General features: G+C 58.2%; 22 protein-coding genes and 1 tRNA gene. 14 read left to right on the forward strand and 9 right to left on the reverse strand.

Going from position 1 to position 24,592, the window contains the following annotated elements:
- Nucleotides 1-59: 59 nt before the first annotated feature.
- The 3 genes from HJO_RS03950 to HJO_RS03965 all read left to right on the forward strand — a co-directional run bounded on the left by HJO_RS03950 (nucleotide 60) and on the right by HJO_RS03965 (nucleotide 4,204).
- Nucleotides 60-1,148 carry a hypothetical protein gene (locus HJO_RS03950; RefSeq protein ID WP_156945407.1) on the forward strand — a complete coding sequence of 363 codons (1,089 nt, stop codon included), beginning with the start codon at nucleotides 60-62 and terminating at the stop codon, nucleotides 1,146-1,148.
- Nucleotides 1,135-2,547 carry an MBOAT family O-acyltransferase gene (locus HJO_RS03955; protein ID WP_035613697.1) on the forward strand — a complete coding sequence of 471 codons (1,413 nt, stop codon included), beginning with the start codon at nucleotides 1,135-1,137 and terminating at the stop codon, nucleotides 2,545-2,547. The genes HJO_RS03950 and HJO_RS03955 overlap by 14 nt, the downstream gene beginning before the upstream one ends.
- Before the next feature lie 559 nt (nucleotides 2,548-3,106).
- Complete coding sequence (locus tag HJO_RS03965) at nucleotides 3,107-4,204, forward strand: glycosyltransferase family 2 protein (RefSeq protein ID WP_035613703.1); 1,098 nt, start codon at nucleotides 3,107-3,109, stop codon at nucleotides 4,202-4,204.
- A gap of 5 nt (nucleotides 4,205-4,209) precedes the next feature.
- Here HJO_RS03965 and HJO_RS03970 read toward each other — a convergent pair whose 3' ends face one another.
- The 5 genes from HJO_RS03970 to HJO_RS03990 form a co-directional block, all read right to left on the reverse strand.
- The gene (locus tag HJO_RS03970; protein WP_162173770.1) at nucleotides 4,210-4,983 is read right to left on the reverse strand and encodes a family 16 glycosylhydrolase; all 774 of its coding nucleotides are present in this window, start codon (nucleotides 4,981-4,983) and stop codon (nucleotides 4,210-4,212) included.
- Nucleotides 4,984-5,123: 140 nt separating this feature from the next.
- Nucleotides 5,124-5,819, reverse strand: a complete 696-nt coding sequence (locus HJO_RS03975; protein ID WP_084141435.1) for a sugar transferase — start codon at nucleotides 5,817-5,819, stop codon at nucleotides 5,124-5,126.
- Between the two features lie 341 nt (nucleotides 5,820-6,160).
- Nucleotides 6,161-6,754, reverse strand: coding sequence for a polysaccharide biosynthesis/export family protein (locus HJO_RS03980; protein ID WP_035613707.1), 594 nt, complete (start codon nucleotides 6,752-6,754; stop codon nucleotides 6,161-6,163).
- A gap of 61 nt (nucleotides 6,755-6,815) precedes the next feature.
- A complete protein-coding gene (locus tag HJO_RS03985; protein WP_206741795.1) occupies nucleotides 6,816-7,802 on the reverse strand; it encodes a metallophosphoesterase family protein in 987 nt (328 codons plus the stop codon).
- Nucleotides 7,793-8,806 (reverse strand): glycosyltransferase family 2 protein, encoded by a 1,014-nt coding sequence (locus tag HJO_RS03990; RefSeq protein WP_051618153.1) that lies wholly within the window; start codon nucleotides 8,804-8,806, stop codon nucleotides 7,793-7,795. Before HJO_RS03990 ends, HJO_RS03985 begins: the two co-directional genes overlap by 10 nt.
- 269 nt (nucleotides 8,807-9,075) lie before the next feature.
- On the opposite strand from HJO_RS03990, the gene HJO_RS03995 reads away from it, so the two are divergent.
- Genes HJO_RS03995 through HJO_RS04010 form a run of 4 tightly spaced genes read left to right on the forward strand, consistent with a single transcriptional unit; the run spans nucleotide 9,076 to nucleotide 13,566 of the window.
- Nucleotides 9,076-9,366 carry a putative quinol monooxygenase gene (locus HJO_RS03995; protein ID WP_035613710.1) on the forward strand — a complete coding sequence of 97 codons (291 nt, stop codon included), beginning with the start codon at nucleotides 9,076-9,078 and terminating at the stop codon, nucleotides 9,364-9,366.
- Between the two features lie 15 nt (nucleotides 9,367-9,381).
- Nucleotides 9,382-10,605, forward strand: a complete 1,224-nt coding sequence (locus tag HJO_RS04000) for an acyl-CoA dehydrogenase family protein (protein WP_035613713.1) — start codon at nucleotides 9,382-9,384, stop codon at nucleotides 10,603-10,605.
- Nucleotides 10,606-10,631: 26 nt separating this feature from the next.
- The gene (locus tag HJO_RS04005; protein WP_035613716.1) at nucleotides 10,632-12,089 is read left to right on the forward strand and encodes an MFS transporter; all 1,458 of its coding nucleotides are present in this window, start codon (nucleotides 10,632-10,634) and stop codon (nucleotides 12,087-12,089) included.
- A gap of 55 nt (nucleotides 12,090-12,144) precedes the next feature.
- Nucleotides 12,145-13,566, forward strand: a complete 1,422-nt coding sequence (locus HJO_RS04010; RefSeq protein ID WP_241764658.1) for a Do family serine endopeptidase — start codon at nucleotides 12,145-12,147, stop codon at nucleotides 13,564-13,566.
- Between the two features lie 8 nt (nucleotides 13,567-13,574).
- On the opposite strand, the gene HJO_RS04015 is transcribed toward HJO_RS04010, so the two are convergent.
- Entirely contained in the window at nucleotides 13,575-14,828 is a 1,254-nt protein-coding gene (locus HJO_RS04015) for a cytochrome P450 (protein ID WP_084141441.1), read from the reverse strand.
- Nucleotides 14,829-14,888: 60 nt separating this feature from the next.
- Entirely contained in the window at nucleotides 14,889-15,731 is an 843-nt protein-coding gene (locus HJO_RS04020) for a TauD/TfdA dioxygenase family protein (RefSeq protein ID WP_035614487.1), read from the reverse strand.
- Between the two features lie 57 nt (nucleotides 15,732-15,788).
- On the opposite strand from HJO_RS04020, the gene HJO_RS04025 reads away from it, so the two are divergent.
- Nucleotides 15,789-17,102 (forward strand): replication-associated recombination protein A, encoded by a 1,314-nt coding sequence (locus HJO_RS04025; RefSeq protein WP_035613719.1) that lies wholly within the window; start codon nucleotides 15,789-15,791, stop codon nucleotides 17,100-17,102.
- Nucleotides 17,099-17,836: an RluA family pseudouridine synthase gene (locus HJO_RS04030; protein WP_035613722.1), complete on the forward strand. Its 738-nt coding sequence runs from the start codon at nucleotides 17,099-17,101 to the stop codon at nucleotides 17,834-17,836. Before HJO_RS04025 ends, HJO_RS04030 begins: the two co-directional genes overlap by 4 nt.
- On the opposite strand, the gene HJO_RS04035 is transcribed toward HJO_RS04030, so the two are convergent.
- Nucleotides 17,821-18,825 (reverse strand): NAD-dependent epimerase/dehydratase family protein, encoded by a 1,005-nt coding sequence (locus tag HJO_RS04035; RefSeq protein WP_084141444.1) that lies wholly within the window; start codon nucleotides 18,823-18,825, stop codon nucleotides 17,821-17,823. The two genes, HJO_RS04030 and HJO_RS04035, sit on opposite strands and share 16 nt — an antisense overlap.
- A 166-nt stretch (nucleotides 18,826-18,991) precedes the next feature.
- Nucleotides 18,992-20,764, reverse strand: coding sequence for a signal peptide peptidase SppA (gene sppA / locus HJO_RS04040; protein WP_035613728.1), 1,773 nt, complete (start codon nucleotides 20,762-20,764; stop codon nucleotides 18,992-18,994).
- A gap of 195 nt (nucleotides 20,765-20,959) precedes the next feature.
- Between sppA and HJO_RS04045 the strand changes: the two genes are divergently transcribed.
- The 5 genes from HJO_RS04045 to HJO_RS04065 all read left to right on the forward strand — a co-directional run bounded on the left by HJO_RS04045 (nucleotide 20,960) and on the right by HJO_RS04065 (nucleotide 24,584).
- Nucleotides 20,960-21,034: transfer RNA gene (locus HJO_RS04045), tRNA-Gln, on the forward strand.
- A gap of 385 nt (nucleotides 21,035-21,419) precedes the next feature.
- Nucleotides 21,420-22,187 carry a DUF3450 domain-containing protein gene (locus tag HJO_RS04050; protein ID WP_035613732.1) on the forward strand — a complete coding sequence of 256 codons (768 nt, stop codon included), beginning with the start codon at nucleotides 21,420-21,422 and terminating at the stop codon, nucleotides 22,185-22,187.
- 31 nt (nucleotides 22,188-22,218) lie between these two features.
- A complete protein-coding gene (locus HJO_RS04055) occupies nucleotides 22,219-23,619 on the forward strand; it encodes a MotA/TolQ/ExbB proton channel family protein (protein ID WP_035613735.1) in 1,401 nt (466 codons plus the stop codon).
- A gap of 39 nt (nucleotides 23,620-23,658) precedes the next feature.
- Nucleotides 23,659-24,168 carry a MotA/TolQ/ExbB proton channel family protein gene (locus HJO_RS04060; protein ID WP_035613738.1) on the forward strand — a complete coding sequence of 170 codons (510 nt, stop codon included), beginning with the start codon at nucleotides 23,659-23,661 and terminating at the stop codon, nucleotides 24,166-24,168.
- Nucleotides 24,168-24,584 (forward strand): ExbD/TolR family protein, encoded by a 417-nt coding sequence (locus tag HJO_RS04065; protein ID WP_035613741.1) that lies wholly within the window; start codon nucleotides 24,168-24,170, stop codon nucleotides 24,582-24,584. The genes HJO_RS04060 and HJO_RS04065 overlap by 1 nt, the downstream gene beginning before the upstream one ends.
- The last annotated feature ends 8 nt before the right edge of the window (nucleotides 24,585-24,592 follow it).

Here is a 24,592-nt window from a genome sequence, read left to right on the forward strand (position 1 = left end):
CTTGCGATTCGCTGGATAAGCAATTGTCTGCAAACTTACGTCCTGCGGAGCCGTACTGAATGTCATCTCGCACGCGCTTCCGAAACATCAGGGATGCGATGGTCCCCTGCCTGCTGTTCGCAGGCGTGTTCGTCGTGTGTGCGGCATCGATCTCCACGATATTGAGACACCGGGCCGGCGTGCCCGAGATGAGCGTTCTGAGCCCGAAACTGGCCGCTTATCAGTCACAGCCGGATGCCTATGACACTCTCTTCGTGGGGACGTCCCGCACGTTCTATCACATCGTTCCGGAAGTGATCGAATCGAGCGCTGCCGAGTATGGCTGTCCCGATTTGCGTGTCTTCAATTTTGGAGTCTTTGGCCTGACAGGGGCTGAGCAAGACTGGCTGGTCGACCAAATTCTCGACGCGGGGCAGGGGCACCTTCGCGCCATCGTCCTGGAAGATCCGCTGCCGGAAGCGCGCGCCACCAGAGAAGCCACAAGCACCCGTGCACGGTTTTTCAACAGTACCGGAAACGCCGGCCGGCGCATCGCCAGCATCATGTCCTACCCAGAGTCGATCGCAAAGAAGGTGTACCGGATCGGCGTACTCGGCTACGGCATGGCTTACGACCTTTCGGGGGTTGGCCGCGCAGCGACGGTGGCATTCCCCGCAGCCGTTCCGGATGTACCCGAAACCCTGAATCTGTCCCAAGACGGGTTCGAAGCCCTGGGGTCGGTCCCGACAGATGATATTCTCGCGCGCCACAAGGATTTTGAAGACAATCCTGCCAAGTTTGCTGATGCACTCGCGCGATATGGAGCGCCCTCGAATGAGAAGGTGGAACCGCGCGCGGTGTATATCGCGAGTCGCATCAAGGCGCTCGAAGCGCGGGGAATCAACGCCGCACTGTATATTTCACCCGACCCACTGGAACTCGATCGTACGCCGCGCGTGGGGGAGGCGGTCCGTGCACTGATGCCGGAAACAACGGTCATCGATCTCAACCGGCCGGATGAGTATCCGGACCTGTTCGAGCGCGGTATCTGGTTTGATTTTAGTCATGTTGGTGAAGAAGGTGCGCGCCGCCTGAGCCGTCACGCCGGGCAGGAATTATGCGAAGGACTGAAGCAAGGTCGCAGGGGCGTAACCGATGCTGTTCGTTGAACTGAGATTTTTCGTCTTTTTTGCGGTCGTTTTCGCGCTGACTTGGATATTGCGGAACAATGGCCAGCGGAAGCTGGTACTGACCGCTGCGTCCTATGTATTCTATGGCCTGTGGGACTGGCGGTTTCTAGGGCTGATCCTGTTTATCACAGTGGTGAGTTACCTTGTTGGCGGCACACGCGCTTGGTGGGCAGACAATGAGGCGAAACGCCGCCTGGCCCTGACAGCAGGTATCGCCAGCTCGTTGTGTGTCCTTGGCCTGTTCAAGTATTTCAATTTCTTTGCGGATACGTTCGCGGAGTTTGCGAGCATCGTTGGCCTGCCTTCAGGGCACGTTACCCTAAACTTGATCCTCCCGGTCGGGATCAGTTTCTATACCTTCCAAGCCATATCCTACATGGTTGATGTACATCGCGGCGATATCGGCACGCGACGCTCGGTCCTGGATGTGGCGTTCTATATTGCCTTTTTCCCGCAACTGGTTGCGGGCCCGATCGTGCGGGCCTCTGACTTTATTCCCCAGATGGCCACGGTTCGGAGATGGGCGGATGTGCCGGTGCGGGCCTGCCTGACATTGTTCCTGATCGGTTTCATCAAGAAGGCGTGCCTTTCGGACAATATCGCACCTTATGTCGACCTGATTTTCAATGATCCTTCAGCCTTTGCCGCGGACCAAGTGATCGCCGGCGTCCTGCTATATGGTGTGCAGATATATTGCGATTTCTCGGGGTATTCGGACATGGCGATCGCTTGCGCCGGTTTGCTCGGATACAAGTTCCCGCCGAACTTTGACTCGCCTTACCTGTCGACAAACATCCAGATATTCTGGCGACGCTGGCATATTTCGCTATCCAGCTGGTTGCGGGATTATCTCTACATTCCGCTCGGGGGGAATCGTAAGGGGGAGATGCGGCGCGATGTGAACCTGATGACCACAATGGTTCTCGGCGGGTTGTGGCATGGGGCGTCGTTCAACTTTGTCATTTGGGGGTTCCTACATGGATTGGCCCTCATGCTGGAGCGCAGTTGGGGAAAGCATGTTGCGAGCCGGATCCCGAGCCTTGGGTGGGTGGGAATTGTTCTGGCGACGGCGGTTACCTATTTTTGGGTCAATCTGGCGTGGATTTTTTTCCGGGCAACGAACCTCAACGAGGCAATCGGCATTGCAAGGACATACCTGACATTTTCGTCGCCCGGTGATGGACGCCTGCCTATCTCAGCGTGGCTTCTGCTCATGGTTCTCGGGGCGGCGCATGCACTTGCCCATCATTTCAAGGCCGACACTTACCTTACCCGGATGAATCCGAACTCATACGCCATCGCTTTTGGCGCATTGTTCGCGGTCGCACTTGCGTTTGTTCCCCTGGGCTACAGGCCCTTCATCTATTTCCAATTTTGAAATGAAGCACAGCGCCCGCCGTCTAGCCGTGGGCGAAGTCTTCAGGATGTCGCTGTAATTCCCGCGAATGCCTCCTGCGAATGGAAGACAGCCAGGCCGGGAACAATCGCCCATCAATCGCGTTTTGGACGCATTCCTGCCTAATTTCCTCGGCAGTCTTGATGAACGCAGGATGAATATGAACGCAGCTTAATCTGCTGTTAAAAGTTGGCCGGTCAATTGAACGCATGATGAGTCCAAATTCAGCCCTTTCTTCGCGCCGTGCAGCGAACGAATACTCCCTCCGCGGGCAGGTGAATGCGGATTCGCGTCAATTCGACGAAGTCGTACACGGGAAATGGCCGGCATGGGTCCGGTTGCTGGTGATCATCGGCCTCAGCGCGTTACTGTGGACGGGAATCATTTCCGGCATTGTCGCCCTCGTCGGCTGAGCCCAAACGATTCGAACAGGACCACAATACCCGGTTTTAAGCCTTGTTTTTGGTGGCGTTTAACGGGGGATTAGGCTTGGAGTTGTAAGGTCGCGCAGATCCAACTCTCGCCCCTGAAAAGTGCCCTAATGTCGTCCAGCCACAGCGCCCAAACCAACACCCGACCGACTGGCCCGGTGCGCCTTTCGGTCGTCATCACCAATTACAATTACGAGCAATTTGTCGGCGCCGCGATCGACAGCGTGCTCAGTCAGGATGTTCCGATCGAGTTGATCGTTGTGGACGACTGTTCGACCGATGGGTCTCGTGAAATGATTGCCGCGTACGGCGACCAGCTGGTCCCGATTTTCCTGAATCCCAATGAAGGGCACGCCGGTGGATGCAATGCCGGTTTCACCCGCACGACCGGCGACCTGGTCATGTTTCTTGATTCAGATGATTTCCTGTTGCCCGGAGCCGCCCTCAAGATTCTCGAGAACTACGATCCGGACGCGGTGCTTTACATGTACCGCATGCGCTATGCGGATGACACTGGCACCCTGTCAGGGCTCTTCCCGTCAGAACGCACGGAAATGGCAAATGGTGACATTTCGCAGCTGGTTCGCGAGGTTGGTCGATACAATGGCACCGTCACAAGCGGGCTTGTGTATGCGCGGGGTGTTCTCGACAAGCTTCTTCCGATTGATCCGGTCGCCTTCCGGACGGGCGCCGAAGGCTATATGGTTGCGGCCGCACCGCTCTATGGAAAGGTTCGCTCCAGCAACGACGTAATTTCCGGTTACAGGCAGCATGCGAACCAGCATTCGAAGTTCGCCAGGGCCTATGCCAAGCGGGCACGATGGTGCCTGGCTCACGATGCGGCGCGCTATGACGCGATCCGGTCTCACGCCGCCAAACTCGGCCTTCCGGTTGCGTCCGACCTCGGTGAAAGGGATCCGGAAAACATCCACGAGCGCCTCGTGTCGCTTCTGTTTGAACCGGAATTGCACCCGGTCGAAGGGGACAGTGTCGCCCGGCTGATAGATCGAGCGGCCGACCTGAACGCCAAGGGCGCGAGCGGGCTGAAGAAGCTGTTCGGACGGCTGTACTGGGGCACGTTCCGCGCGATACCCATGGGATTCAAGCGGCAACTGATGACGTGGCGGGTTGACGAAAAAAGCCGCCCGGCCTGGCTGAAAGTCATCGGGAAGTTCATTTTTCGGCGGCTGAAGATCGGCTCGCTCTGACTGTCCTATTCGACGGTCGGCGAGGTGGGGCTGACAATTCCGCCCGGTGCGCTTTCCGTGTGGTCGGAACATTGCGGGCTTGTATCGCCCAAGGCCTGAAAGCTGACACAGTAATAATATGCTTTCGTACCGTCCTGGAATGTCGGTTCACCGTGCCATGAATACTGTGCCTTGGACCCTGTCCAGATATCCATGATGACCCGCCCCGGCGTGCTCGGGATAGCCTGTTCGGCGGAGGTCACGGTGTGGACAAGTTCGTTGTCGATATACCATCTGACGGAGTCCGGGCGCCAATCGAATGCGTAGAGGTGCACACTTTCTGCCGCGTCGAATGGGAGATCGATATAGATCGAACCATTCGATATGCCGTTGGTAAAGACATTGGCATGCATCCGGCGCGTATCGTTGCCCAGGAATTCAATGTCGATTTCGTCGTGGGGATCCCCGAACGTTTCATCCGTATGAGTGAAGAATGCAGATACGACACCCGAACCTGGCGCCGCCTGCATCACGACCTCGTATCGGCCGTAACCGTAAAACCCGCGCTTCTGGACCTCCGCTCCGGAATTCGGCTGATTGTCCACCGGGATGCGGGTCAATTCGAGTGCCAGTGTTTCACCATCATAGTGAACATTTTCCGGAACCCATCCGACGCGGAAGAAAGTCGATCGAATGGTGAAGTCGGAAACGTACCAGTCCTCGTTGTCGAAACCGGCCTGCAGCGGGAGGAAGAAGGACAGGCCATCGCCCCGGCCGGGGATGACTGATGTCGACTGCAACCTCGATCTTACGTACAGGGCAATCAATGCGGCTGCGACGAGCGCAAGCATCAAGATTGTTAAAAAACCTGCGCGCCTTTTGGTCACCCGTTATCTGTCCTGCAGTGGTTCGATCTGCAGTGTCAGTCCGGGGCAGGCGTTCAGCGGGCGCCCCGGGACAACAACACGGCTGGAATGGTTTGGAACACGATCTTGTTATCACCCCAGAAGGAGCGTGTGCGGACATATTCGATGTCGGTTGCAACACGTTCCGGATAGGAGACGTCGCTGCGGCCGCTGACTTGCCAGAGGCCCGTAATTCCCGGGCGTACAGCGCAGTAATGGCGGAAACTGTCGCCGTACCTCAGGATCTCGTTTTCCACGATCGGGCGTGGGCCGACAAGCGACATGTCGCCGCGAAGGACATTGTAAAGCTGGGGGAGTTCGTCAATCGACGTCTTGCGGATGAATTGGCCGAGCGGCGTGATGCGGGGGTCGTTGGTCAGCTTTTGTGTTTCTTCCCATTCCCGCAGTGCTTCAGGGTCGTTGGCGAGAAGGTGTTCAAGCCGCTCGCGCGAGTCGATCACCATCGACCGCAGCTTGAAGCAGTTGAACGTTTCGCCGTTGAGGCCATAGCGCCGTTGCGAAAAGAATGCGGCGCCGCCGTCCTGCATCCGGATCATGATTGCGAGAACCAGCAGAAGTGGCGCCACGAACAGGAGGGCTGTGCCGGAAACGACGATATCAAACAGGCGTTTGATCTGGGCGTTATCGTGTTTCAGCGATGCTTTGGCGTGTGCAGCGGAATAAGCGGTGGCTTCTGCCTGGCGCGACTCGTTACTTAATCTCAAGCCCATTCTGGTCCCCTAAAAATCTACCTGTGGTATTGCGCCTATGCCGCGTCCACTCGACATATTTGCAAATTCGCTACCACATCAGGCGTCCACGCTTATTGCGATCACTGGAGCCATTGCAATGCTTATACCGCGATTTTGGCAAATAATTAACACTCCGTATGAAATTTCCCCTCACAAGCGAAGTATTCGATAAATATTCATTCATAAAAGGCTTTTTGTCGCAAATTGAATATCAAATCGAGATGGGAGCATTAATAATCGCGCAACGTGTTCGCCACGCCGTTGCCAAAAATGGCACAGTCTGTTGCTGAAAGGGCCGAGAGAATCGGCTGGCGGCTGGCCTAGAAAATGCGCTCGCCAATCCTCACGGTGTCACCTGGTTTCACAACGGTGTTCGTGTTGAGCTGGAACGCAACTTCCTCAGACGAGTCCGCGCCCTTGATGAACACGACCTTCTTGTTGGCCCGATAGGTGAAGCCACCTGCGGCGGCGACGGCATTGAGGACAGTAAGCCCTGAATTATAAGGGTATTCTCCCGGGCGGCCGACTTCTCCCAGGATATAGAAGGGGCGATAGTTGATTACTTCTGCGCTTACCTTCGGTTCCAGGAGGAACCCGTCGGCGAGGCGCGCTTCGATCTTGTCTTCCAATGCCGGCGTGCTGAGCCCGACAGCTTCCATTTGCCCGATCAGGGGCATTGATATGGCACCCGAACCGTCCACGACGAACTGGCCCGACAGTTCAGGCTGTCCGAACACGCTGATGCGGAGTTTGTCACCTGTGCCCAACGCATAGGCAGTCGTTGCCTGAGTCTGAGCCCGAGAGACGGTTGCATCGCCTGCCGTACGTTGCGCCGTGGGGGACGACTGGCAGGCTGTTACAAGCAGGGCCGCTGCGATAGCGGGCGCGAGGAGAAGAAGTCGAAGGAATTTCATAGTGGCGTATCTCCATGCGATTGGGCGAAGGTTTCGCCGGAAGCGTCTCTTATTGGCACATCTACGTCGCCAGGATCGTGATCTCGGTCCCGAACAGTTTCGCTGCAGACAGGCGGCCGCTCAGGAACGCGCCAGTATCCAGTCCAAGCCTGCGATCGTCACGGAAGACCCCTTCTGCCGGCGTATGGCCGTGTACAATCAAATGCGAAAATTGACGATCGTCGTCAAGAAATTCGTCGCGGATCCAGAGCATGTCCCGCACGGACTGTTCGCGAAGGGACCGCTCAGGTCGCAAACCGGCATGGACAAACAGATAGTCGCCAGCGACGTGGTACGGCCTGAGCGACCGATAAAAATCAAGATGCGGTTCAGGCAAGCGCACCCGGAATTCATTCCACAATTCTTCCCACGCCTGTTTCGCGTTGGCCATGGCATCATGCGAACCGAGGGTGCTGCGCGAATTTGGCGCCTGAAACCCATATGAATACAAGGTTTCAGCACCCCCGTAACGAGCCCACTGGCTTCCGAAGGAAGCATCATCAAGAAATTTCAGAAGCGCTTCTTCGTGGTTGCCCATCAGGTAGATCGTGTTGAAACCGGCGAGCCGGTCACCCAGGAACATTTCGATCACGTCCTTCGATTGGAGGCCGCGATCAATATAGTCACCGAGAAACACGATCGTCGCTTTGGTGCCCGCGGGGAGGCTGGCGGCGTCCGCCTCGATCTCCACCATGAGGCGGTCGAGCAAATCGCATCGTCCATGTATGTCGCCAATTGCGTAGATACATTCGCCGTCCGGGGCGCGGGTTACGCGAGTGGGGACGAAGATTTCGGAAGCCGCCGCACTCGATTGTTCGGTGGCCGGCCGTTTCGCGCCGTCGCGAATCCGGGCGCGCAAGGACGTCGCCGAACGGGTGATCCGTCCGAACTGCTCCAAGAAGGACCTTTGCAAAAGTTGCGGTATTCTCGACATGTCGACTTTCTGAATTCGACTTCCTTTATAATGGTTTCCGGCCAAATTCCAATTTTCCTTTGAAGTCATCGCCATTGCCGGGACGCCTGAACCAGGAAGCCGACGGCCCAACTCATATGCATTGTTCCGGAAGCGACGCCGGATAGCAGGCCACACGGCGAACGTTTTGAAATTGCAATGAAAATCGACGCTAGAAGCAGAATGGACACGTATCCGGCCGGCAAGATGAGTGCGGGCCAGAAAAACGGGCTGACAACGAGCCCAAGGACGCTGCCAAGGAACGCAAGGATCGGCAGTGCCTGGCGCACCTTCAGGGGGCGCTTGTGCTTGAACGCGTTCCGGGCGCGGCCCTTGCCATAGTTGAAGTACTGACGTGCCAGGCTGCTGATGGTCCCGCGCGGGTGATAGGCTTTGCGGATGGTGGCATCGAGAAAGATTTTGCCACCCTGTTGAATGACCCGTTCGTCGTATTCCGCGTCTTCATTGTGGGAAAATGTTTCGTCGTATCCGCCGACCGCCCTGAAAGTGGCGAGGTCGAAGCCGGCATGGTGCCCGTGATCGACAAACCCGGATTTGCGACCGCCTCGATGCGCTGAGCCGCCGGACCCGAGCGGTGTGTCGACGATCCAGGCGTTGGCTTTCTCGAAACATGTTGCGCCGACAGCATCCATCGGAATCACGACGGAGCTGGCCTTTGTCCGCGCCAACGCACTGACCACGTCCAATATGAAATCTGGCGGAAAGACCGAATGCGCGTCGCACCTGACCATGAACCGGGTTTTCGCATCGGCAAACTGGACGACGGCCAGATTGACGGCAGCGGCCTGCAGGCGCTTCGGGTTGTGTGCCAGTCGGAGGTTCGGAAACTCCGCCTGGAGGCGCTGGACGATCGCGACAGTGTCATCGGTGCTGCCACCGTCCACAATCGTGAGGGCGACGTCCTGAAGCCGATTGGCGCCCGTCATGAGCGATCGAATGCAGGCTTCAATATATCTGGCTTCGTTCAATACAGGCACCACGGCCAGGATTTCGTCCGGAGAGACCGGCCGTTCCGAACTTTGGGTTTGCTGTGCCGTCATTGTCACGCCAGGGTCCGAGCTTCGTTGCAAAGGTTACCGGTCAGCAAGTCCTGTTCCACTTCGATGACCGGTTGGCTGGCGGGGTGTGTCACGCCTGCAGTTTTGCTATTCTGGCGCGTGAGGTGCGAAAATCGTGATTAACAGTGACGGCGTAGTGCTCCAAGTCCCCGGAAGCCCAGTTTTTTCGTGACCCTACCCTAGGTCAAGCTTGTCCCGCCCTCCCAAGGTTCTAGTGTAGCGCCAGAATTCAATAGACAGGGAGTAGAACGATGATCGGTGTTGTCGCAAAACTGAAGATCCAGGACGGCAAGCAGGCGGAATTCGAGCAGGCTGGCAAAGACCTGATGGCAAAAGTCAAAGCCAACGAGCCCGGCTGTCTGACGTACCAGCTGTACAAGGAAAAGGGGTCGGATACCGACTACATCTTCATGGAGCAGTATGCTTCACAGGATGACCTCAAGGCCCACGGCCAGACTGACTATTTCAAGGCAGCGGGGCCCAAGCTCGGTGCGTGCCTGGCGGGCGCGCCGAATGTCCAGTACTTCGATATCGTAGAATAGAGAGGCGGTCCGGAAATGGATCTCTCGTTCACCACAGAAGACAAGGCCTTCCAGGCAGAAGTCCGCGACTGGATTACCAGCGCGTACACCGAAGACCTGCGCGCCAAGATGGCGATGTCGAAAAATGGCTACCTCGACAAGGCAGGCCAAGTGGCATGGCAGAAGAAGCTCTATGAGAAAGGGTGGGTCGCCCCCAACTGGCCGAAGGAGTATGGCGGCGCCGGCCTTTCGCAGTCCGAGCGCTATATCCTGAACATGGAACTTGCTGCCGCCGGGGCGCCAACGGTCAGCCCGATGGGCCTGGCAATGGTTGCGCCTGTCATCATGGCGTTCGGTTCGGACGAGCAGAAGAAGAAGCACCTGCCGCCGATTCTCGCGTCAGACATCTGGTGGTGCCAGGGTTATTCCGAACCCGGGGCCGGCTCGGACCTGGCGTCACTCCAGATGAGCGCCGTCCGTGATGGCGATGACTATGTCCTCAACGGGTCCAAGATCTGGACCACGCATGCTCAATGGGCTGACTGGATCTTCTGCCTCGTCCGTACATCGAAAGAAGGAAAATCCCAGGAAGGGATCAGTTTCATCGTCTTCCCGATGTCACTGCCGGGCATTACCGTATCGGGCCTGCCAACGCTCGATGGGCCGGTCGAAGGCGAGCAGGAGGTCAACCAGGTTTTCTTCGAGAACGTCCGGGTCCCGATTGCGGACGCGTTGATCGGCGAAGAAAACAAGGGTTGGACCTACGCGAAATACCTTCTCCAGTTCGAGCGCGGCAATGCCTATGCGCCCGGCCTGCGGAACATGCTGAACAAGGCGAAGAAGATCGCGGCAGTGGAATTGAATGGGGGGACACCACTTCTCCAGGATCCCGATTTCGCGAGGAAAGTCGCGCTGCTCGAGATCAAGATCGACGGCTTGAATGCGATCGAGCTGCGGATCTTTTCGGCACTTTCTGCGGGGCAGGCGCTTGGGCCGGAGAGTTCGATGCTCAAATGCCAGGGGTCTGAAACGCAACAGGCGATCACCGAACTTCTCGTGGAGGCCGTTGGCCAGTACGGCGAGCCCTTCGTAGCCGATAGCATGGCGTTGGCGCGCGACGGCGCGAACACTGACTTGCCGATGCCGAGATATGCGGTGCCTGTAGCACCGAGCTATTTCAACTATCGTAAAACGTCCATCTACGCCGGGTCCAACGAGATTCAGCGCAACATCATGGCCAAGATGGTCCTCGGCCTCTAGGCGGGGCGTCGTCAGAAGGATCGATCATGGCGGCAGGAGCGGTGGGCAAACCGAGCCATTTTACGCGGATAGCATTCGGCGTCGGCGGGATCGCTGACGGCGTAAAGAACAATGGCTTCGACTATTTCCTGCTGTTTTACTACAGTCAGGTGCTCGGCGTTCAGGCGTCGCTTGTTGCCGCCGCCCTGTTCATCGCGCTGCTGGTCGATGCCGTGTCAGATCCCGTCGTGGGATACTGGTCGGACAATCTGAGGACGCGCCTCGGGCGGAGGCATCCGTTCATGTATGCCGCGATCGTGCCTGTCGCGGTCGCGTACTTCTTCGCTTGGAATCCACCACCCGGCCTGTCGACGAGCGAGTTGTTCGCCTGGCTGGTCGGCGTGACGATCTGCGTGCGCCTGCTGTTCACGATCTACGAGGTTCCGCAGACGGCGCTCGCGGCGGAACTGACCAGCGATTATGACGCGCGCACCTCGCTGATGTCCTACCGGTACTTTTTCGCCTGGGTCGGCGGGCTGAGCATTCAGATAGCACTGTTGGCCCTGCTACTGACCCCGACGGAGGCTGACCCATCCGGCTTTTTCAACAAGGAAGGCTGGCACACGTACGGCCTATGGGCGGCCATTGTCATCTTCCTGGCTGTTCTGGCCACAACGGCCGGTACACATAGCCATATCCCCCACCTCAAGCCGCCGCCGGCGCAACGCCAGCTGACCATCGGAACAATTTTCCGGGAGATACTGGAGACGGTTTCCAACAAATCGTTCAGGGCCCTTTTCCTCGCGACACTGTTCGGGCTGCTCGCGACGGGTATTTCGGCCTCCCTGAACCAGTACATCAACGGCTTGTTCTGGCAGTTCACGACAGACCAGATCGCGGCACTCACCGTGGCGGTGTACATCTCTGCTGTCATCGCCCTGATCCTCGCGCCGATTGTTGGAAAGACGCTCGGCAAGAAGCGCGGCGCCATCATCGTGGGAGTCCTGGCGTTCACGATCGCGCCGTCTCTTGTGATCCTGCGCTTGCTGGGCCTGATGCCGCCGAACGGGACAGAACTCCTGTTCCAGATCGTCATCAGCGTAACGGTCTTCGACCTTGCGCTCATTATCGCCACCCAGATGCTGATCGGGTCGATGATTGCAGACATCGTGGAAGACAGCGAACTGCAAACGGGCAGGCGGTCTGAAGGCATCTTTTTTGCCGGCATCAGCTTCATTCGCAAACTCGCACAGGGCAGCGGCGTGATGCTGGCTGCGATCATCCTGTCGGTGGCCTCGATTGCGCCCGGGATGAAGCCCGGCGAGGTTCCCGAAGACCAGCTGCACCTGCTCGGGATAGGCTATGCAGCCTCTCTCCTGACCATCTGGATGCTCATGATCCTGTGTGTCTCATTCTACCGGATCAGTCGTGAGGGGCACGCGGCGAACCTTGAGGCACTGGCGGCGCGGTCAGGGGAGGCAGGCGCGGGGCCGAATTCTGACTGAATTGTCATATAGTGACGAATTGCCTCCGGCTCGACGCCGCAATAGAGCCATACTCATGGTCCATTCAATTCCCATGACGAAACACGTATCCAAGCTGCTGGCTGTAGCGGGGCTGGCAGTACTGACCCTGTTGATCCTGGTGCTGTTGCCCCTGTTTGCCGAGGCCCAGCGACTGCCGGAATCGCGCGCGGAAATGGAGCTGTCCTTTGCGCCGCTGGTGAAGCAGACCGCACCGTCCGTTGTAAACGTCTATACGCAAAAGCGCGTCACCTCGCGGATGTCTCCGATTGAGCAATTCTTTTCGGGCGGCGTGGTTCCGCAGGAGCGTATCCAGAATTCCCTCGGTTCGGGTGTGATCGTTGGTGCTGATGGCGTCATCGTCACGAACAACCACGTGATCGAAGGGGCTGAATCCTTCCGCGTTGTCCTGAGTGATCGGCGCGAGTATTCGGCTGAGCTGGTTCTGGCCGACGAACGGACCGATCTCGCGGTACTCAAGATCGATACGGACGGCGCCAGCCTGCCAACGCTTCCCTATGCGGACACGCGCGCTGCGCAGGTCGGTGACCTGGTCCTGGCGATCGGCAACCCCTTCGGTATCGGGCAGACCGTTACGAGTGGCATCCTGTCAGCCACAGCAAGAACGGATGTCGGGATTTCCGACTATGCGTTCTTTCTGCAGACCGACGCTGCAGTGAACCCCGGTAACTCGGGGGGCGCGCTGATCAATGCCAGGGGCGAGCTGGTTGGCGTCAATACCGCAATCTTTTCCCGGTCAGGCGGATCCAACGGGATCGGTTTCGCCATCCCGGCAGAAATGGTGAAGCGCGTCGTGGACGCTGCCATCAATGAGGGTACGTTCGTGCGGCCATGGCTCGGCCTCGCCGGACAGGCCGTTAGCTACGACATCGCGAAGGCACAGGGCCTGACGCGACCAGTCGGTGTGATGGTGACAGAAGTGTACGAGGGTGGTCCAGCCGACAAGGCGGGGTTGCGCCGGGGGGATCTTGTGACCGAAATCGACGGGCGCGAAGTATTTGACGAAAAGGGCCTGAAATTCCTCGCGGCGATCAAGAGCCCCGGTGAGTCGGCGGAACTTTCCTTCCTGCGGGGCGGCAAATCCCTATCGAAGCGTGTCCGGCTTGCTCCTCCGCCGGGCGCAACGGCCGCGGACATCGTCCTGCTGGATGGCGAGAATGTCTTCTCGGGTGCCCGGGTGGTCGAACTGTCGCCGCGGCTCGCCGAAGAGAATGGTCTCGATCCCTTTCAGAAGGGGTCGGGCATTTATATTCACTCGGTCTTGCGACGGTCGATCGCGCGGAACTATTTCCGGCCTGGCGACATTATCCGGTCGGTCAATGGCGTATCGACAAAGTCGGTGAAAGACCTGGAAAAAGTGCTCAAACCGACGACGCGTAGCTGGAACATCGAGCTGGAGCGCAACGGGCACATGATAAAAGGCACAGTGAGCCTCTGAACTGGCGCTCAGCGCGCATGAACGACAACCGGTACGTCTTCATACCCAAGGACGAAGTTGGACAGCACTCGCGTGGGCTTGCCCACCAGTTCAATGTGGTCGAAGCGCTTGAGAATCTCTTCCCACAGAATCCGGAGCTGCATTTCCGCGACACGGTTTCCCATGCACCGGTGAATGCCAAATCCGAATGAAAGGTGCCGCCGCGCGTTCGCGCGGTCGATCCTGAATTCATCGGGCGAGTCGATCGCGGTTTCGTCGCGGTTTCCCGATACGTACCACATGACGACCTTGTCGCCTTTCCGGATCGACTTTCCCTTGAAGGAGACATCTTCCGTGGCGGTCCGACGCATGTGCGCCAGCGGCGTTTGCCACCTGATGATCTCCGACACCATGTTCGGGATAAGTGTGGGGTTTGCCTTCAGCTTGGCGTACTCGGCCGGCGATTCATTGAGCGCCACGATACCGCCCGAAATCGAGTTTCGGGTCGTATCGTTCCCTCCGACGATCAGGAGCATGAGATTGCCAAGCAACTCCATGGGATTGTTGACCATGTCCTTTGTCTCGGGATCATGCGCGAACAGGGATATGAAATCGAATTTCCGGGGCTGCGCGGCGCGTTCCTTCCACAGCGCCGTGAAATAGGCGAGGCATTTGTGAAGTTCGGCTTCGCGGTGCTTCATGTCGACTTCGACGCCAACGGTCTCTGATGTTGTCGTCACATCCGACCAGTAGGGCAGCAGGTGACGATCTTCGAACGGGAAATCAAACAGTGTTGCGAGCATCTGGGTCGTCAGCTCCTTAGAGACATGCTCGACCCAGTTGATTTTTTCGCCGACGGGAAGGGCGTCAAGGATCGCAGTCACGCGCTGGCGGATCAAGGATTCGATGTCGCTGAGTTGCGTCGGAGCGACCGCAGGCTGCACCGCCTTGCGCTGAACGTCGTGAACCGGCGGATCGCTGGCGATGAACATGGGCGTGTCGAAATCGGCCGGTGCATCCCCGATCACAATGTCTCGCCGGGACGAAAACTGCCTGTGGTTCGAGTCCACGGCCACGATGTCTTCGTATCTGGTGATCGACCAGAATGGACCGAACTGGCTCTCCTCGCAAAAATGGACCGGGTCTTCCTGCCTCAGCCTGCGAAAATATTCTCCGTGCCTGTTCTGTTGAAACAGCTCGGCACGAGAGACATCAAGCGTTTGGAGCGGAAGGTCCCACGGGCTTTTTATCCCCTGAGCCTGTTGGTGAAGAGTGTCTGGCACGCGTTCCTCCCGAATTTTCTTTTCGGGAGGGTATGCCGGAAAGGCAAATCCGGGAAGGCTTCAGGCCGCGCCAATGGTTGTGCGGTGCAGCAACCGGTCGAAGCCCTGGTAGCCGCCTGTCGCCATGTGGAGGAGGGAGCGATTGTCCCACATCAGCAGCATATCCGGTGCCCACCGGTGCCGGTACTGGAACTGCGGCTGGGTCTGCCAACGGTAGATCTCGGTTAGAAGATCCCAGGATTCGCTTTCCGGCATCCCCTCGATTCCGACGATATAGCCAGCACAGCCGTACAAGGCTTCCCGTCCCGTCTCGGGATGGACCTGGATGAGCGGGTGCAATTGCTCTGCTTCGGCCTCGGTCGACGGCCGGATATCCATCGACCGTCCGGCTGCATGGTCCTTTTCACCGTAGCTGCCGCTTGGGGCATAGGCGTTCCGGGCGGAGTGAATGGCCATGCGGCCTTCGATGCGCCCACGAAGCGCTGGCGGCATTTGTTCGAGGGCGAGATGCTGGTTTGCGAAGAGCGTGTCGCCGCCTTGCGGCGGTATCGTGATGCCATACAGGCACGTGCCGGCGGGTGGGCGCACCTGGAAGCTCCAGTCGGTGTGCCATGTCTCGGCAAATACGGGCGCCGTTTCGTCGGCGGTTCTCTTCACAGCGATGATGTGTTCGCGGCCCGGGATAGGTGCGATAAACGGATCATCGCCGAATGGCCCGAAGTGGAGCGTAATGCGTTCGAGGTCGTCATCATTGATCTTCTGGTCGGGAAAGGACAGGACATGGTGTTCGAGCCAGGCGTCGCGAATTTGCTCTACAAGCGCGTCCGACAGCGGGTCAGCGAGGTTGAGACCGGTGACGGCGGCACCGAATGGCTGGCCCGAGGGTGTAATTTCCAGTGACATGATGTTTTCCTCCGCCACCATCTTATCATCCTGACTGTTCACGCCTAGGAGAAGTGCATGTCCGATCTGTTTGCCGCTGCCGGCATGGCAACCGCTGCTCCACGCCCGTTGGCCGACCGGCTCCGGCCGGCGACGCTTTCCGATGTGGTGGGCCAGGACCACCTGTTGGGACCAAACGGTGCATTGTCGCGCATGCTTGCTGCCGGGAACCTGTCGTCCATCATCCTTTGGGGGCCTCCGGGCGTTGGCAAGACGACGATCGCGCGGCTTCTCGCAGAGGAGACAAATCTCGAATTCGAGTCGATCAGTGCGATTTTTTCGGGCGTCAAAGACCTGCGCGCCGTGTTCGACCGCGCCGCGAACCGGCGCAGCATGGGCAAGGGCACGCTCTTGTTCGTCGATGAAATCCATCGGTTCAATCGCGCACAGCAGGATGGATTTCTGCCGTTTGTTGAAAATGGAACCGTGACTCTCGTCGGCGCGACGACCGAGAATCCGAGTTTCGAGATAAATGGTGCACTGTTGTCGCGTTGCGCCGTGCTGACGTTGAAGCGCCTCGATACCCAAGCGATGGAAACCTTGCTGGAGCGGGCCGAAGCCCTTGAAGGCAGATCGATTCCCGTCGAAGACCGCGCTCGCGCAGCTATGATCGATATGGCGGACGGTGACGGCCGATACCTGCTGAACATTTCAGAACAGGCGTTTGGTCTCGCAAGTGAACCGGACCGCCTGACGCTGGACGAACTCAGCGCGGCGATCCAGAAGCGGGCACCAGCCTATGACAAGGATCGGGACGAGCACTACAACCTCATTTCTGCGTTGCACAAATCCATTCGCGGATCTGATCCGGATGCCGCGCTCTACTGGTTTTCGAGAATGCTGGAAGGGGGGGAGGACCCGCTTTTCCTGGCGCGCCGCCTGCTGCGGATGGCGAGCGAGGATGTCGGCCTCGCCGATCCGACCTCGCTGATGATTTGCGGAGAAGCCGCCAGGACGTATGAGCGTCTCGGCAGCCCGGAAGGCGAACTGGCGCTGGCCCACGCTGTCATCCACCTGGCCACTGCTCCGAAGTCCAATGCGGCGTACCTTGCCTACAAGTCGGCGCGAGCCTTTGCGCGGGAAACGGGAAGCCTGATGCCTCCAAAGCACATCCTCAACGCGCCAACGGGCATGATGAAAGAGCAGGGGTATGGTGATGGCTATGCGTATGACCACGACACGGAGGAGGGAGTGTCTGGCCAGCCCTACTTCCCGGAGTCAGTCGGGCACCGCACTTTTTATGAACCGTCCGGCAGGGGCCGGGAAAGTACAATTGCGGAAAGGCTGAAGCAAATCGCAACCATCCGCGAGCGGTCCCGAGGCAAGCCATGACCCGCAACAGGCCGGTCCCGGTCTTCTCACCTGAAGACGAATCTTTCGTCCGCAGTCTCGTCCTGTTCCAGGATTCCGATGTCATGGTTTTCAACAAGCCGTCCGGACTTCCTGTTCAGTCGGGTAGCGGTGTCGATCGATCCCTGGACAGCCTGCTTGGTGTGTTCGCGCGCTCAAACGGGAAGCGCCCTCGCCTGGTCCACCGTCTGGATGTCGGCACGTCAGGTATCGTAATCGTGGCGAAGACGAAGCCAGCGGCAGCGTTCCTGTCTGCAGAATTTTCGGAGCGGCGCGCGAAGAAGACCTACGTCGCGCTGGTAGGCGGCGAACTGCCACTAGCGTCAGAGGGCCGTATCGACTTGCCGCTCGTGAAGGTGAAGGAGATGGGGCGCGACCGGATGATCGCGGCGCGGCCGGGACGCGCCGGCGCGCAGAGCGCGCGGACTGGATGGCGAATACTCCAGTCAAATGGTGGCAGTGCCATGTTCGAATTGTCCCCGGAAACCGGGCGGATGCACCAGATTCGAATTCATCTGGCCCACCTTGGGTGCCCCATTGTGGGGGATGGCCTCTATGGAGGTGAGTGCAATGGCAGAGAGCGCCTGATGCTGCACGCAGCAGCTTTGGACATAACGCTTCCGTCTGGCGAGAGGCAGGCGTTTGCTGCGCCTGTGCCTGGCGAATTCGCAGACGCTCAGCGCGCCCGCGGCCTGACTGGTCAGTCAGGTTTGTAGTATGCGCGATACCAATCAACGAATGCCGCTATGCCGGTGCGAACGTCAGTTGTCGGGGTGTAGCCTGTCAATGATTTGAGCAGGCTGGCATCGGCGTATGTCTGCTTCACGTCGCCTGGCTGCATGCCGATCATGTTCTTGATGGACTTGCGTCCAATGGCATCTTCGATCGCAATGATATAGTCGAGCAACCGGACGGGCGTCGCGTTGCCTATGTTCACCAGACGGTAGGGCGCAACCGGGCTGAGCGAGTCGTTTCTGGATGCCGGCTCTCCGGCGCGCGGCGGCACGTCCATCAAACGGCGGATCGATTCGACGAGGTCGTCTATATAGGTGAAATCACGCAGGAGGTCGCCGTGATTGTAGACGTCTATCGGTTCACCGCGGAAAATCTTGTCCGTAAACAGGAAGAACGCCATGTCCGGCCGACCCCAGGGGCCGTATACGCTGAAGAATCGCAGCATGGTGGTCGGCGTGCGGTATAGATGGGAATGGCTGTGCGCGACCAGCTCGCTTGCGAGCTTTGTCGCCGCATAGATGGTGAGCGGGTGAGGAGCCGGGTCGGTTTCCTCGAAGGGGAACTTCTGGTTCGCGCCATAGGCGGAACTCGTCGACGCCATGACGAGGTGCTTGACCTGATGCTGACGTGCTAGATCGATCACGTTAAATGACCCGATCACGTTGGCGTCAATGTATTCGCGTGGGTGGTCGAGGCTGTAGCGGACACCAGCTTGCGCAGCCAGGTGCACGACGATCTCCGGTTCGCATTCCTTGAAGATGCGGGTCATGGCCGCGTCGTCGTCGACGCGCTCGTCTTGCATCACGAACTTCTCAAACTCCGTCAGCCGGGCAACCCGGTCGTGCTTGAGTTTGACGTCATAATAGGGCGTGTAACAGTCCACGCCGGTGACGTCGTGGCCTTCGGAAAGAAGCCGATGGGCGAGTTCTGCGCCAATGAACCCGGCTGCGCCAGTCACTAAAATTCTCATTATGTGCTTCCGAAGCTTTTTGTTCGGCTAGGGTAGTTCCAGTTGAGACACAAGCCGCGAGTTGATACCTGCCAGGACGTTATGACGCCAGCGATCAGGGCTGTGCTCTGGGCAAAGATTGAGCCTCCGCCGTCTATTGGACAGGCTCAATCAGGAAATACGATCGCTACCTTTCGCGAATTCTCGGTCCGACCGCCTGCATCTGGCCCGAGTTCGACGCGTCCATTGCCGCGAGTTCCTCGATCAGGATCTTGGTGCGTTCGTCGCCCGCGATTTCGCTGAGAATACCAGCGACTCGCGCGGTTTCCTCGGATACGCCAAACAGGCCTTCGAGCGCCTCGAATCCGCTCTTGCGGCGCGGATAATAGGTCAGGCGGGGAGTCACGTCAGAATCGATCCCGCCCAGTTCCTTGGCCTTTTCGATAGCATCCATGAATCCGCCAATCTGATCGACAAGTCCCTGCTGGAGTGCATCTTCGCCGCTCCAGACGCGCCCGCGCGCGACGGTGTTGACTTCATCGACGGTCATGCCTCGCCCGTCAGCGACGATGCCGACAAATCGATCATACCCACGCTTGAGCCAAGCCCTGACTTCGGCTTCCTGGGCCTGTGTGAAGGTTCCGGTGCCATAGGCATCAGCGAAGTCGCCGCCAACGCTGACCGTGTCGAAAGTGATTCCGATCTTGTTGAAGGCGCCTTCCAAGGCAAGCTTGCCTCCGAAAATTCCGATAGACCCGGTAATCGTTGAGCGGTTGGCCATGATATAGTCGGCGCCAGTCGAGACGTAATAACCGCCGGACGCGGCCAGCGACCCCATGGAAACGACCACGGGTTTCCCGTCTTCCTGGACCCGTTCGATTGCTCTCCATATCTGGTCGGATGCGGTTGGCGAACCACCGGGGCTGTCGACACGGAAGACGATGGCCTTCACCTTGTCATTCTCGCCTGCGTCGAGGATTGCCCGCGCGATCGCATCCGAAGCGAATCCGGGAGGGCTGGAGAATGGTGACCCGCTTTCGGAACCGCCCGTGACAATCGCGCCTTCACCGCCGACCACAGCGATCAGTGGCGCCTTGAGACTGACGGACGGCGGCGTGTACGCGGCGAGCTCAACGAGTTCCGCACCCTTGCCGGCCCGCTCCTTGGCGGCATCTTCAGCCTCTTCCGGCCAACCTAGCTTGTCCATGAGGTTCAGGTCGATCACTTGCTGTGCTGTCTTCGGACCGCTCTCGAGTGAAGCCTTCACGGCATCGACGGAGAGGCCGCGGTCTTCTGCGATGTCGATCAGTGACACGCTCCAGATCGAGTCGGCGAGTGCCGTCATCGCTTCGCGGTGCGGCTCGGTATAAGACGTCTCATTATAAGTGTTCGGCGCATTCTTGTATTCGTAGAACGGATAAATCTCAGGCGTGATGTCGATCTTGTCGAAGAGGCCTTTCAGGAATTCCGTCTCAAATGTCACGCCGGTTGCGAACAAGTCTGTGCCTGGCTGCATCCAGATTTCGTCCGCCGCGGTAATGGAACGGAGTGCCGATGGGCCGCTCATGCCATACGTGCCCTGGGTGTGGGCGATAATGAATTTTCCCGAATCCCTGAAACTGTGAAAGGCTTCTCTCAACTCTTCCGCGCGGGAGCTGCCGACAGTTATCATGGCGCCGCGGACGTAAAGCCCCTTGACGGCGTCATCTGTTTCAGCGGCTTTCAGTTTCGTCAAAAGGTCAATGAATCCGGGGGTCTGCGAGAATGCCGCAAAGCCTCCGGTCGGGCTTTGGTCGGGAAATTCGGAGTTGAGGTCGAGCGTCAGCACCATCGTCTTTGGCGCTTCAGGACTGGAGTTCGCGGCGCTCGCAATGAGCATGCCGACGAACGTTACCATGAGAAGGACGAATATGATCATGGCGACAAAGGCACCAGCCATGGAAAGGAAGAATGTTTTCATTGGTGCGGAAACTCCATGTCGCGCTAAGCAGATCGCCAAAACCTACCCTTGCCGATTATCGATAAAAAAGTAAAGAGCCGACAACATTCGACCGCAAAAGCATATGCGCGACCGAGGAAGGTGTGCGATATATGCGAAACAATGCCATCGGGTGTTGCCAGCCAACGCAAGAGTGGCTATCTCGCGTCGTCTTGATGGGGTGTCGCCAAGCGGTAAGGCACCGGTTTTTGGTACCGGCATTCCCAGGTTCGAATCCTGGCACCCCAGCCATCTTTTTCCTGCCTTGACTTGGTCGATGTCGAACTTTGTGGCTCGTGACTGTGTTACATGTGTTGCGTTCAATCACCGCGCAGATATTTTCTAAACGAATCGTAAAGCCATGTTGATCCGGCCGTTCAGGGTTGTTAGCGTCCGGGATTGCAATTAAGGGCGTTGCGGACTTGTTGCCAGAATGGCAAGGGTCAAAGCGAGAGAGCGAACAACGCTCCAAAAAGGGCAGGTGTTGGGCATTTTTGCCTTGCGACTTCCAAAAAACTCGGCCGGTGTGTTTTTGGCCAGGCATTGAAACCGGGACATCTTCATTAGCAAGATGCCTGATTGTCGAATTTTCCGCGCAATACCTGCGCGACCGTTTGGAGAGTGAGAGGCAAACCTCATGATGAAATTTCTGTCACCAGCCCGCGGCATTGTTGCCGTTACGCTGATTGCTGGACTGGCCATTCCGGCCCAGGCTCAGTTGCGCGAAGCGCTAAATACGGGCGAGCAGGCCACGAGGCGCGCCGAACAAGTCCAGGAACAGATCAACCAGCTTGACGATGATCGCACCGACATGGTGCGTGAGTATCGCACCTTGCTGCAGCGTCGGGACGCAGCCGAGCTTTACGCCAAGCAGCAAGCACTGGTCGTTCAGAGCCAGCGCGAAGAGATCGAGTCTCTGACCAACCAGCTGGGTTCCATCGATGACATTACGGCGCAGACCGTGCCGATGCTTCTCAGCATGGTGGACGACCTGAAAACGTTCGTCGAAGCAGACCTTCCTTTCAAGAAGACCGAACGTGAAGCGCGCATCGACGGCCTGGTCGGCATCATGCAGCAGCCGGACGTGACTGCAGCGGAACAGTATCGCCTGATCATGGACGCCTATCAGGCCGAAATGGAATATGGTCGCACGATCAGCACCTGGCAGGAAGAAATCGACATCGATGGCAAGCCAACGACTGTCGACATGTTCCTCTACGGACGCGTTGCGCTCGTCTACCTGACACCGAATGGCAAGGCGTCGCGCTACAACCGGACGACGGGCCAGTGGGAGAGCCTCAGCGGCAAGTTTGTTCCCGACATCGCCAAGGCGATCAAGGTTGCCCAAGGCAAGGCGCAACAGGACGTTCTGTTCGCCCCGGTTCAAAAGTTCTCGGTCGAATAGTCGGCGCGATCCTGAAAAAGAGGTATATGACATGTTGAATTTGAAATCCTCGCTGAAGGCTCTGGGTGCGGCGACGCTTCTCAGTCTCGGCTCGATGACCTTCACCGCGCCTGCGGATGCTCAGGCGACCCTGAAGACTGTACTGGACAATATCCGCAAGGATTCCGATGAAATGTCGGCTGCGGACCAGGCCCGCCTGCGCGAGTTCCAGCAAGACAAGAATGCACAAGCTGCCAAGATGACCGATGCGCGGAATGCGCTTGCGGTTGTTGAGGGACGCGGACGCGCACTTGGCGCAGAATTTGATGCCAACGAGGCAACGCTTGGCGACCTTGAGGCCCAGGTATCGGCGCAAGCCGGTGATTTCCAGGAGCTGCTTGGCCAGTTCCGGACCGCCGCTGGTGAAACAATGCCGGAAATCCTGAACTCCTTTGCCAACTTCGACTATACGGGGCGCGTGGAAGGCATCGCCGAGATCGCAGAAGCACGGACGCTTCCAAACCGCCAGCAGCTGGAGCGCCTGCCCAAGGCAATGCTGCAGGAAATGATCGCCCAGTCCGAAGTAAAGACATTCTCCGCGGTCGTGGACGGCTTTGGTCCGGATCAGTCGAATGTTGAAACCGAACTCATGCGAGTGGGCGTGTTTACGGCGGCGACAACCGACGGCAGGAAATTCGTCGAAGTCAAGAAAAGCGACAACGGCGACACGTTCCTGCAGATGTTCAAGCAACAGCCCGCTGGCTCTTATGCTTCGGCCATGGGCAGCGTCATCAATGCCGGCCCTGATCAGTTGGTTCGTGGTCCGGTTGACCCCTCCAAGGGTAACCTGTTCGGTATCCTCGGCGATCTTCCAAAGTTCGCCGACCGTCTCCAGCAGGGCGGTCCTGTGGGTGCTGTGATCGCCACCCTGGCGACGATTGGTATCCTGATCGGTCTCTACAAGATCTTCACGCTCTTCACGATGGGCGGTGCGATGCGCCGGACTGCGAAGACACGGCAGGCTGGCACGGGTAACCCGCTGGCGCGCGTCTTCGAAGCATACGAGACAAACCGGAATGCGGACATCGAGACACTCGAACTGAAGCTCGACGAACAGATCCTTCGTGAGTCGCCACGCATCGAACGCTTCAATGACATCATCAAGGTGTTTGCAGCTGTTGCGCCTCTGCTCGGACTGCTCGGTACGGTTATCGGTATGATCATCACCTTCACCACGATCACGATCTACGGTGCAGGCGATCCGAAACTCATGGCCGGCGGTATTTCAGTCGCTCTCATGACTACGGTGTTTGGCCTTGTGGCCGCCATTCCGCTTCTGCTGATCCACGCTGTCGCTTCGTCGATGGCACGTGGCAACCAGCAGATCCTCGACGAGCAGGCCGCTGGCCTGGTTGCCGAGAAAGCGGAATCCCTGAGCGGGGCAATGGCGTAAGCCATCCCGCTCGTTTCACTCGAGGAGGAGGAACCCGATATGGGTTTTGCAGATTTACAAGCGTTCCTCGATCGTGGCGGTCCCGTGTTGATTGTCATCATGGCAGCAACATTCTTCATGTGGGCATTGATCCTGGAACGTCTGTTCTATTTCAGGTTCGCTCACAAACAGGTGGCCGCGGAAGCGATCGCGGAGTGGCGTTCCCGCTCCGATCGGAAATCAACTCTCGCCCATTGGGTCAGAGACAAGCTCGTGTCCGAAGTTCGGGGCAAAGCCGAGCAGAACGTGCAACTTACAAAGGCCATGGTGGCGTTGGCGCCATTGCTCGGCCTTTTGGGTACGGTGACGGGCATGGTCGCGGTGTTCGACGTCATGGCCATTACCAACGGGGCTGACGCCAAGGCGATGTCAGCCGGTGTGTCGCGCGCCACGATACCGACCATGGCAGGGATGGTTGCCTCGCTTTCGGGCATTCTGTTCACGTCCGGCATGGACCGCCGGGTAAACCGGTCGGTGCAGTGGGTCGAAGATGAAATGGAGATCAACTGATGCGCGGACGCAATGTAAGGTCGCCCGACGAGGCAAACGTTGATCTCACGCCGATGCTGGACGTTGTCTTCATCCTGCTCATCTTCTTTATCGTCACGGCGACATTCGCTCAGGAAGATGCGCTCGGACTTGAGCCACCACCACCACCCGCGCCGGATTCGGAATTGCAGGAACAAATTCCGGCCATTCTCATTCTGATCGACGAAACAAACCTGATCTCGGTAAACGGCCGCCCTACAGACATCGGTTCGGTGCGTGCGAATATTGAACGGGTTCGGGCCGAAACGCCCGAGAGTGCGGTGGTCATCCAGGCGCATCCCAAATCCAAGAGCGGTGTTATCGTTCTGATCCGGGACGCTGCCTATAACGCTGGCTATCAGGACCGGGTTAATCTCGTCCTGTCGGCTGTAGAATAGGAGGAGCG

The organism is Hyphomonas johnsonii MHS-2 (assembly GCF_000685275.1).
In the GTDB taxonomy this organism is placed as follows: Bacteria; Pseudomonadota; Alphaproteobacteria; order Caulobacterales; family Hyphomonadaceae; genus Hyphomonas; species Hyphomonas johnsonii.

Coding starts and splice junctions, on each gene's coding strand:
- HJO_RS03950 (WP_156945407.1), top strand. CDS start 60: ATGTCATCTCGCACGCGCTTCCGAAACATCAGGGATGCGATGGTCCCC.
- HJO_RS03955 (WP_035613697.1), top strand. CDS start 1,135: ATGCTGTTCGTTGAACTGAGATTTTTCGTCTTTTTTGCGGTCGTTTTC.
- HJO_RS03965 (WP_035613703.1), top strand. CDS start 3,107: ATGTCGTCCAGCCACAGCGCCCAAACCAACACCCGACCGACTGGCCCG.
- HJO_RS03975 (WP_084141435.1), bottom strand. CDS start 5,819: ATGGGCTTGAGATTAAGTAACGAGTCGCGCCAGGCAGAAGCCACCGCT.
- HJO_RS03980 (WP_035613707.1), bottom strand. CDS start 6,754: ATGAAATTCCTTCGACTTCTTCTCCTCGCGCCCGCTATCGCAGCGGCC.
- HJO_RS03985 (WP_206741795.1), bottom strand. CDS start 7,802: ATGGCGATGACTTCAAAGGAAAATTGGAATTTGGCCGGAAACCATTAT.
- HJO_RS03990 (WP_051618153.1), bottom strand. CDS start 8,806: ATGACGGCACAGCAAACCCAAAGTTCGGAACGGCCGGTCTCTCCGGAC.
- HJO_RS03995 (WP_035613710.1), top strand. CDS start 9,076: ATGATCGGTGTTGTCGCAAAACTGAAGATCCAGGACGGCAAGCAGGCG.
- HJO_RS04000 (WP_035613713.1), top strand. CDS start 9,382: ATGGATCTCTCGTTCACCACAGAAGACAAGGCCTTCCAGGCAGAAGTC.
- HJO_RS04005 (WP_035613716.1), top strand. CDS start 10,632: ATGGCGGCAGGAGCGGTGGGCAAACCGAGCCATTTTACGCGGATAGCA.
- HJO_RS04010 (WP_241764658.1), top strand. CDS start 12,145: ATGGTCCATTCAATTCCCATGACGAAACACGTATCCAAGCTGCTGGCT.
- HJO_RS04020 (WP_035614487.1), bottom strand. CDS start 15,731: ATGTCACTGGAAATTACACCCTCGGGCCAGCCATTCGGTGCCGCCGTC.
- HJO_RS04025 (WP_035613719.1), top strand. CDS start 15,789: ATGTCCGATCTGTTTGCCGCTGCCGGCATGGCAACCGCTGCTCCACGC.
- HJO_RS04030 (WP_035613722.1), top strand. CDS start 17,099: ATGACCCGCAACAGGCCGGTCCCGGTCTTCTCACCTGAAGACGAATCT.
- HJO_RS04035 (WP_084141444.1), bottom strand. CDS start 18,825: ATGAGAATTTTAGTGACTGGCGCAGCCGGGTTCATTGGCGCAGAACTC.
- sppA (WP_035613728.1), bottom strand. CDS start 20,764: ATGAAAACATTCTTCCTTTCCATGGCTGGTGCCTTTGTCGCCATGATC.
- HJO_RS04050 (WP_035613732.1), top strand. CDS start 21,420: ATGATGAAATTTCTGTCACCAGCCCGCGGCATTGTTGCCGTTACGCTG.
- HJO_RS04055 (WP_035613735.1), top strand. CDS start 22,219: ATGTTGAATTTGAAATCCTCGCTGAAGGCTCTGGGTGCGGCGACGCTT.
- HJO_RS04060 (WP_035613738.1), top strand. CDS start 23,659: ATGGGTTTTGCAGATTTACAAGCGTTCCTCGATCGTGGCGGTCCCGTG.
- HJO_RS04065 (WP_035613741.1), top strand. CDS start 24,168: ATGCGCGGACGCAATGTAAGGTCGCCCGACGAGGCAAACGTTGATCTC.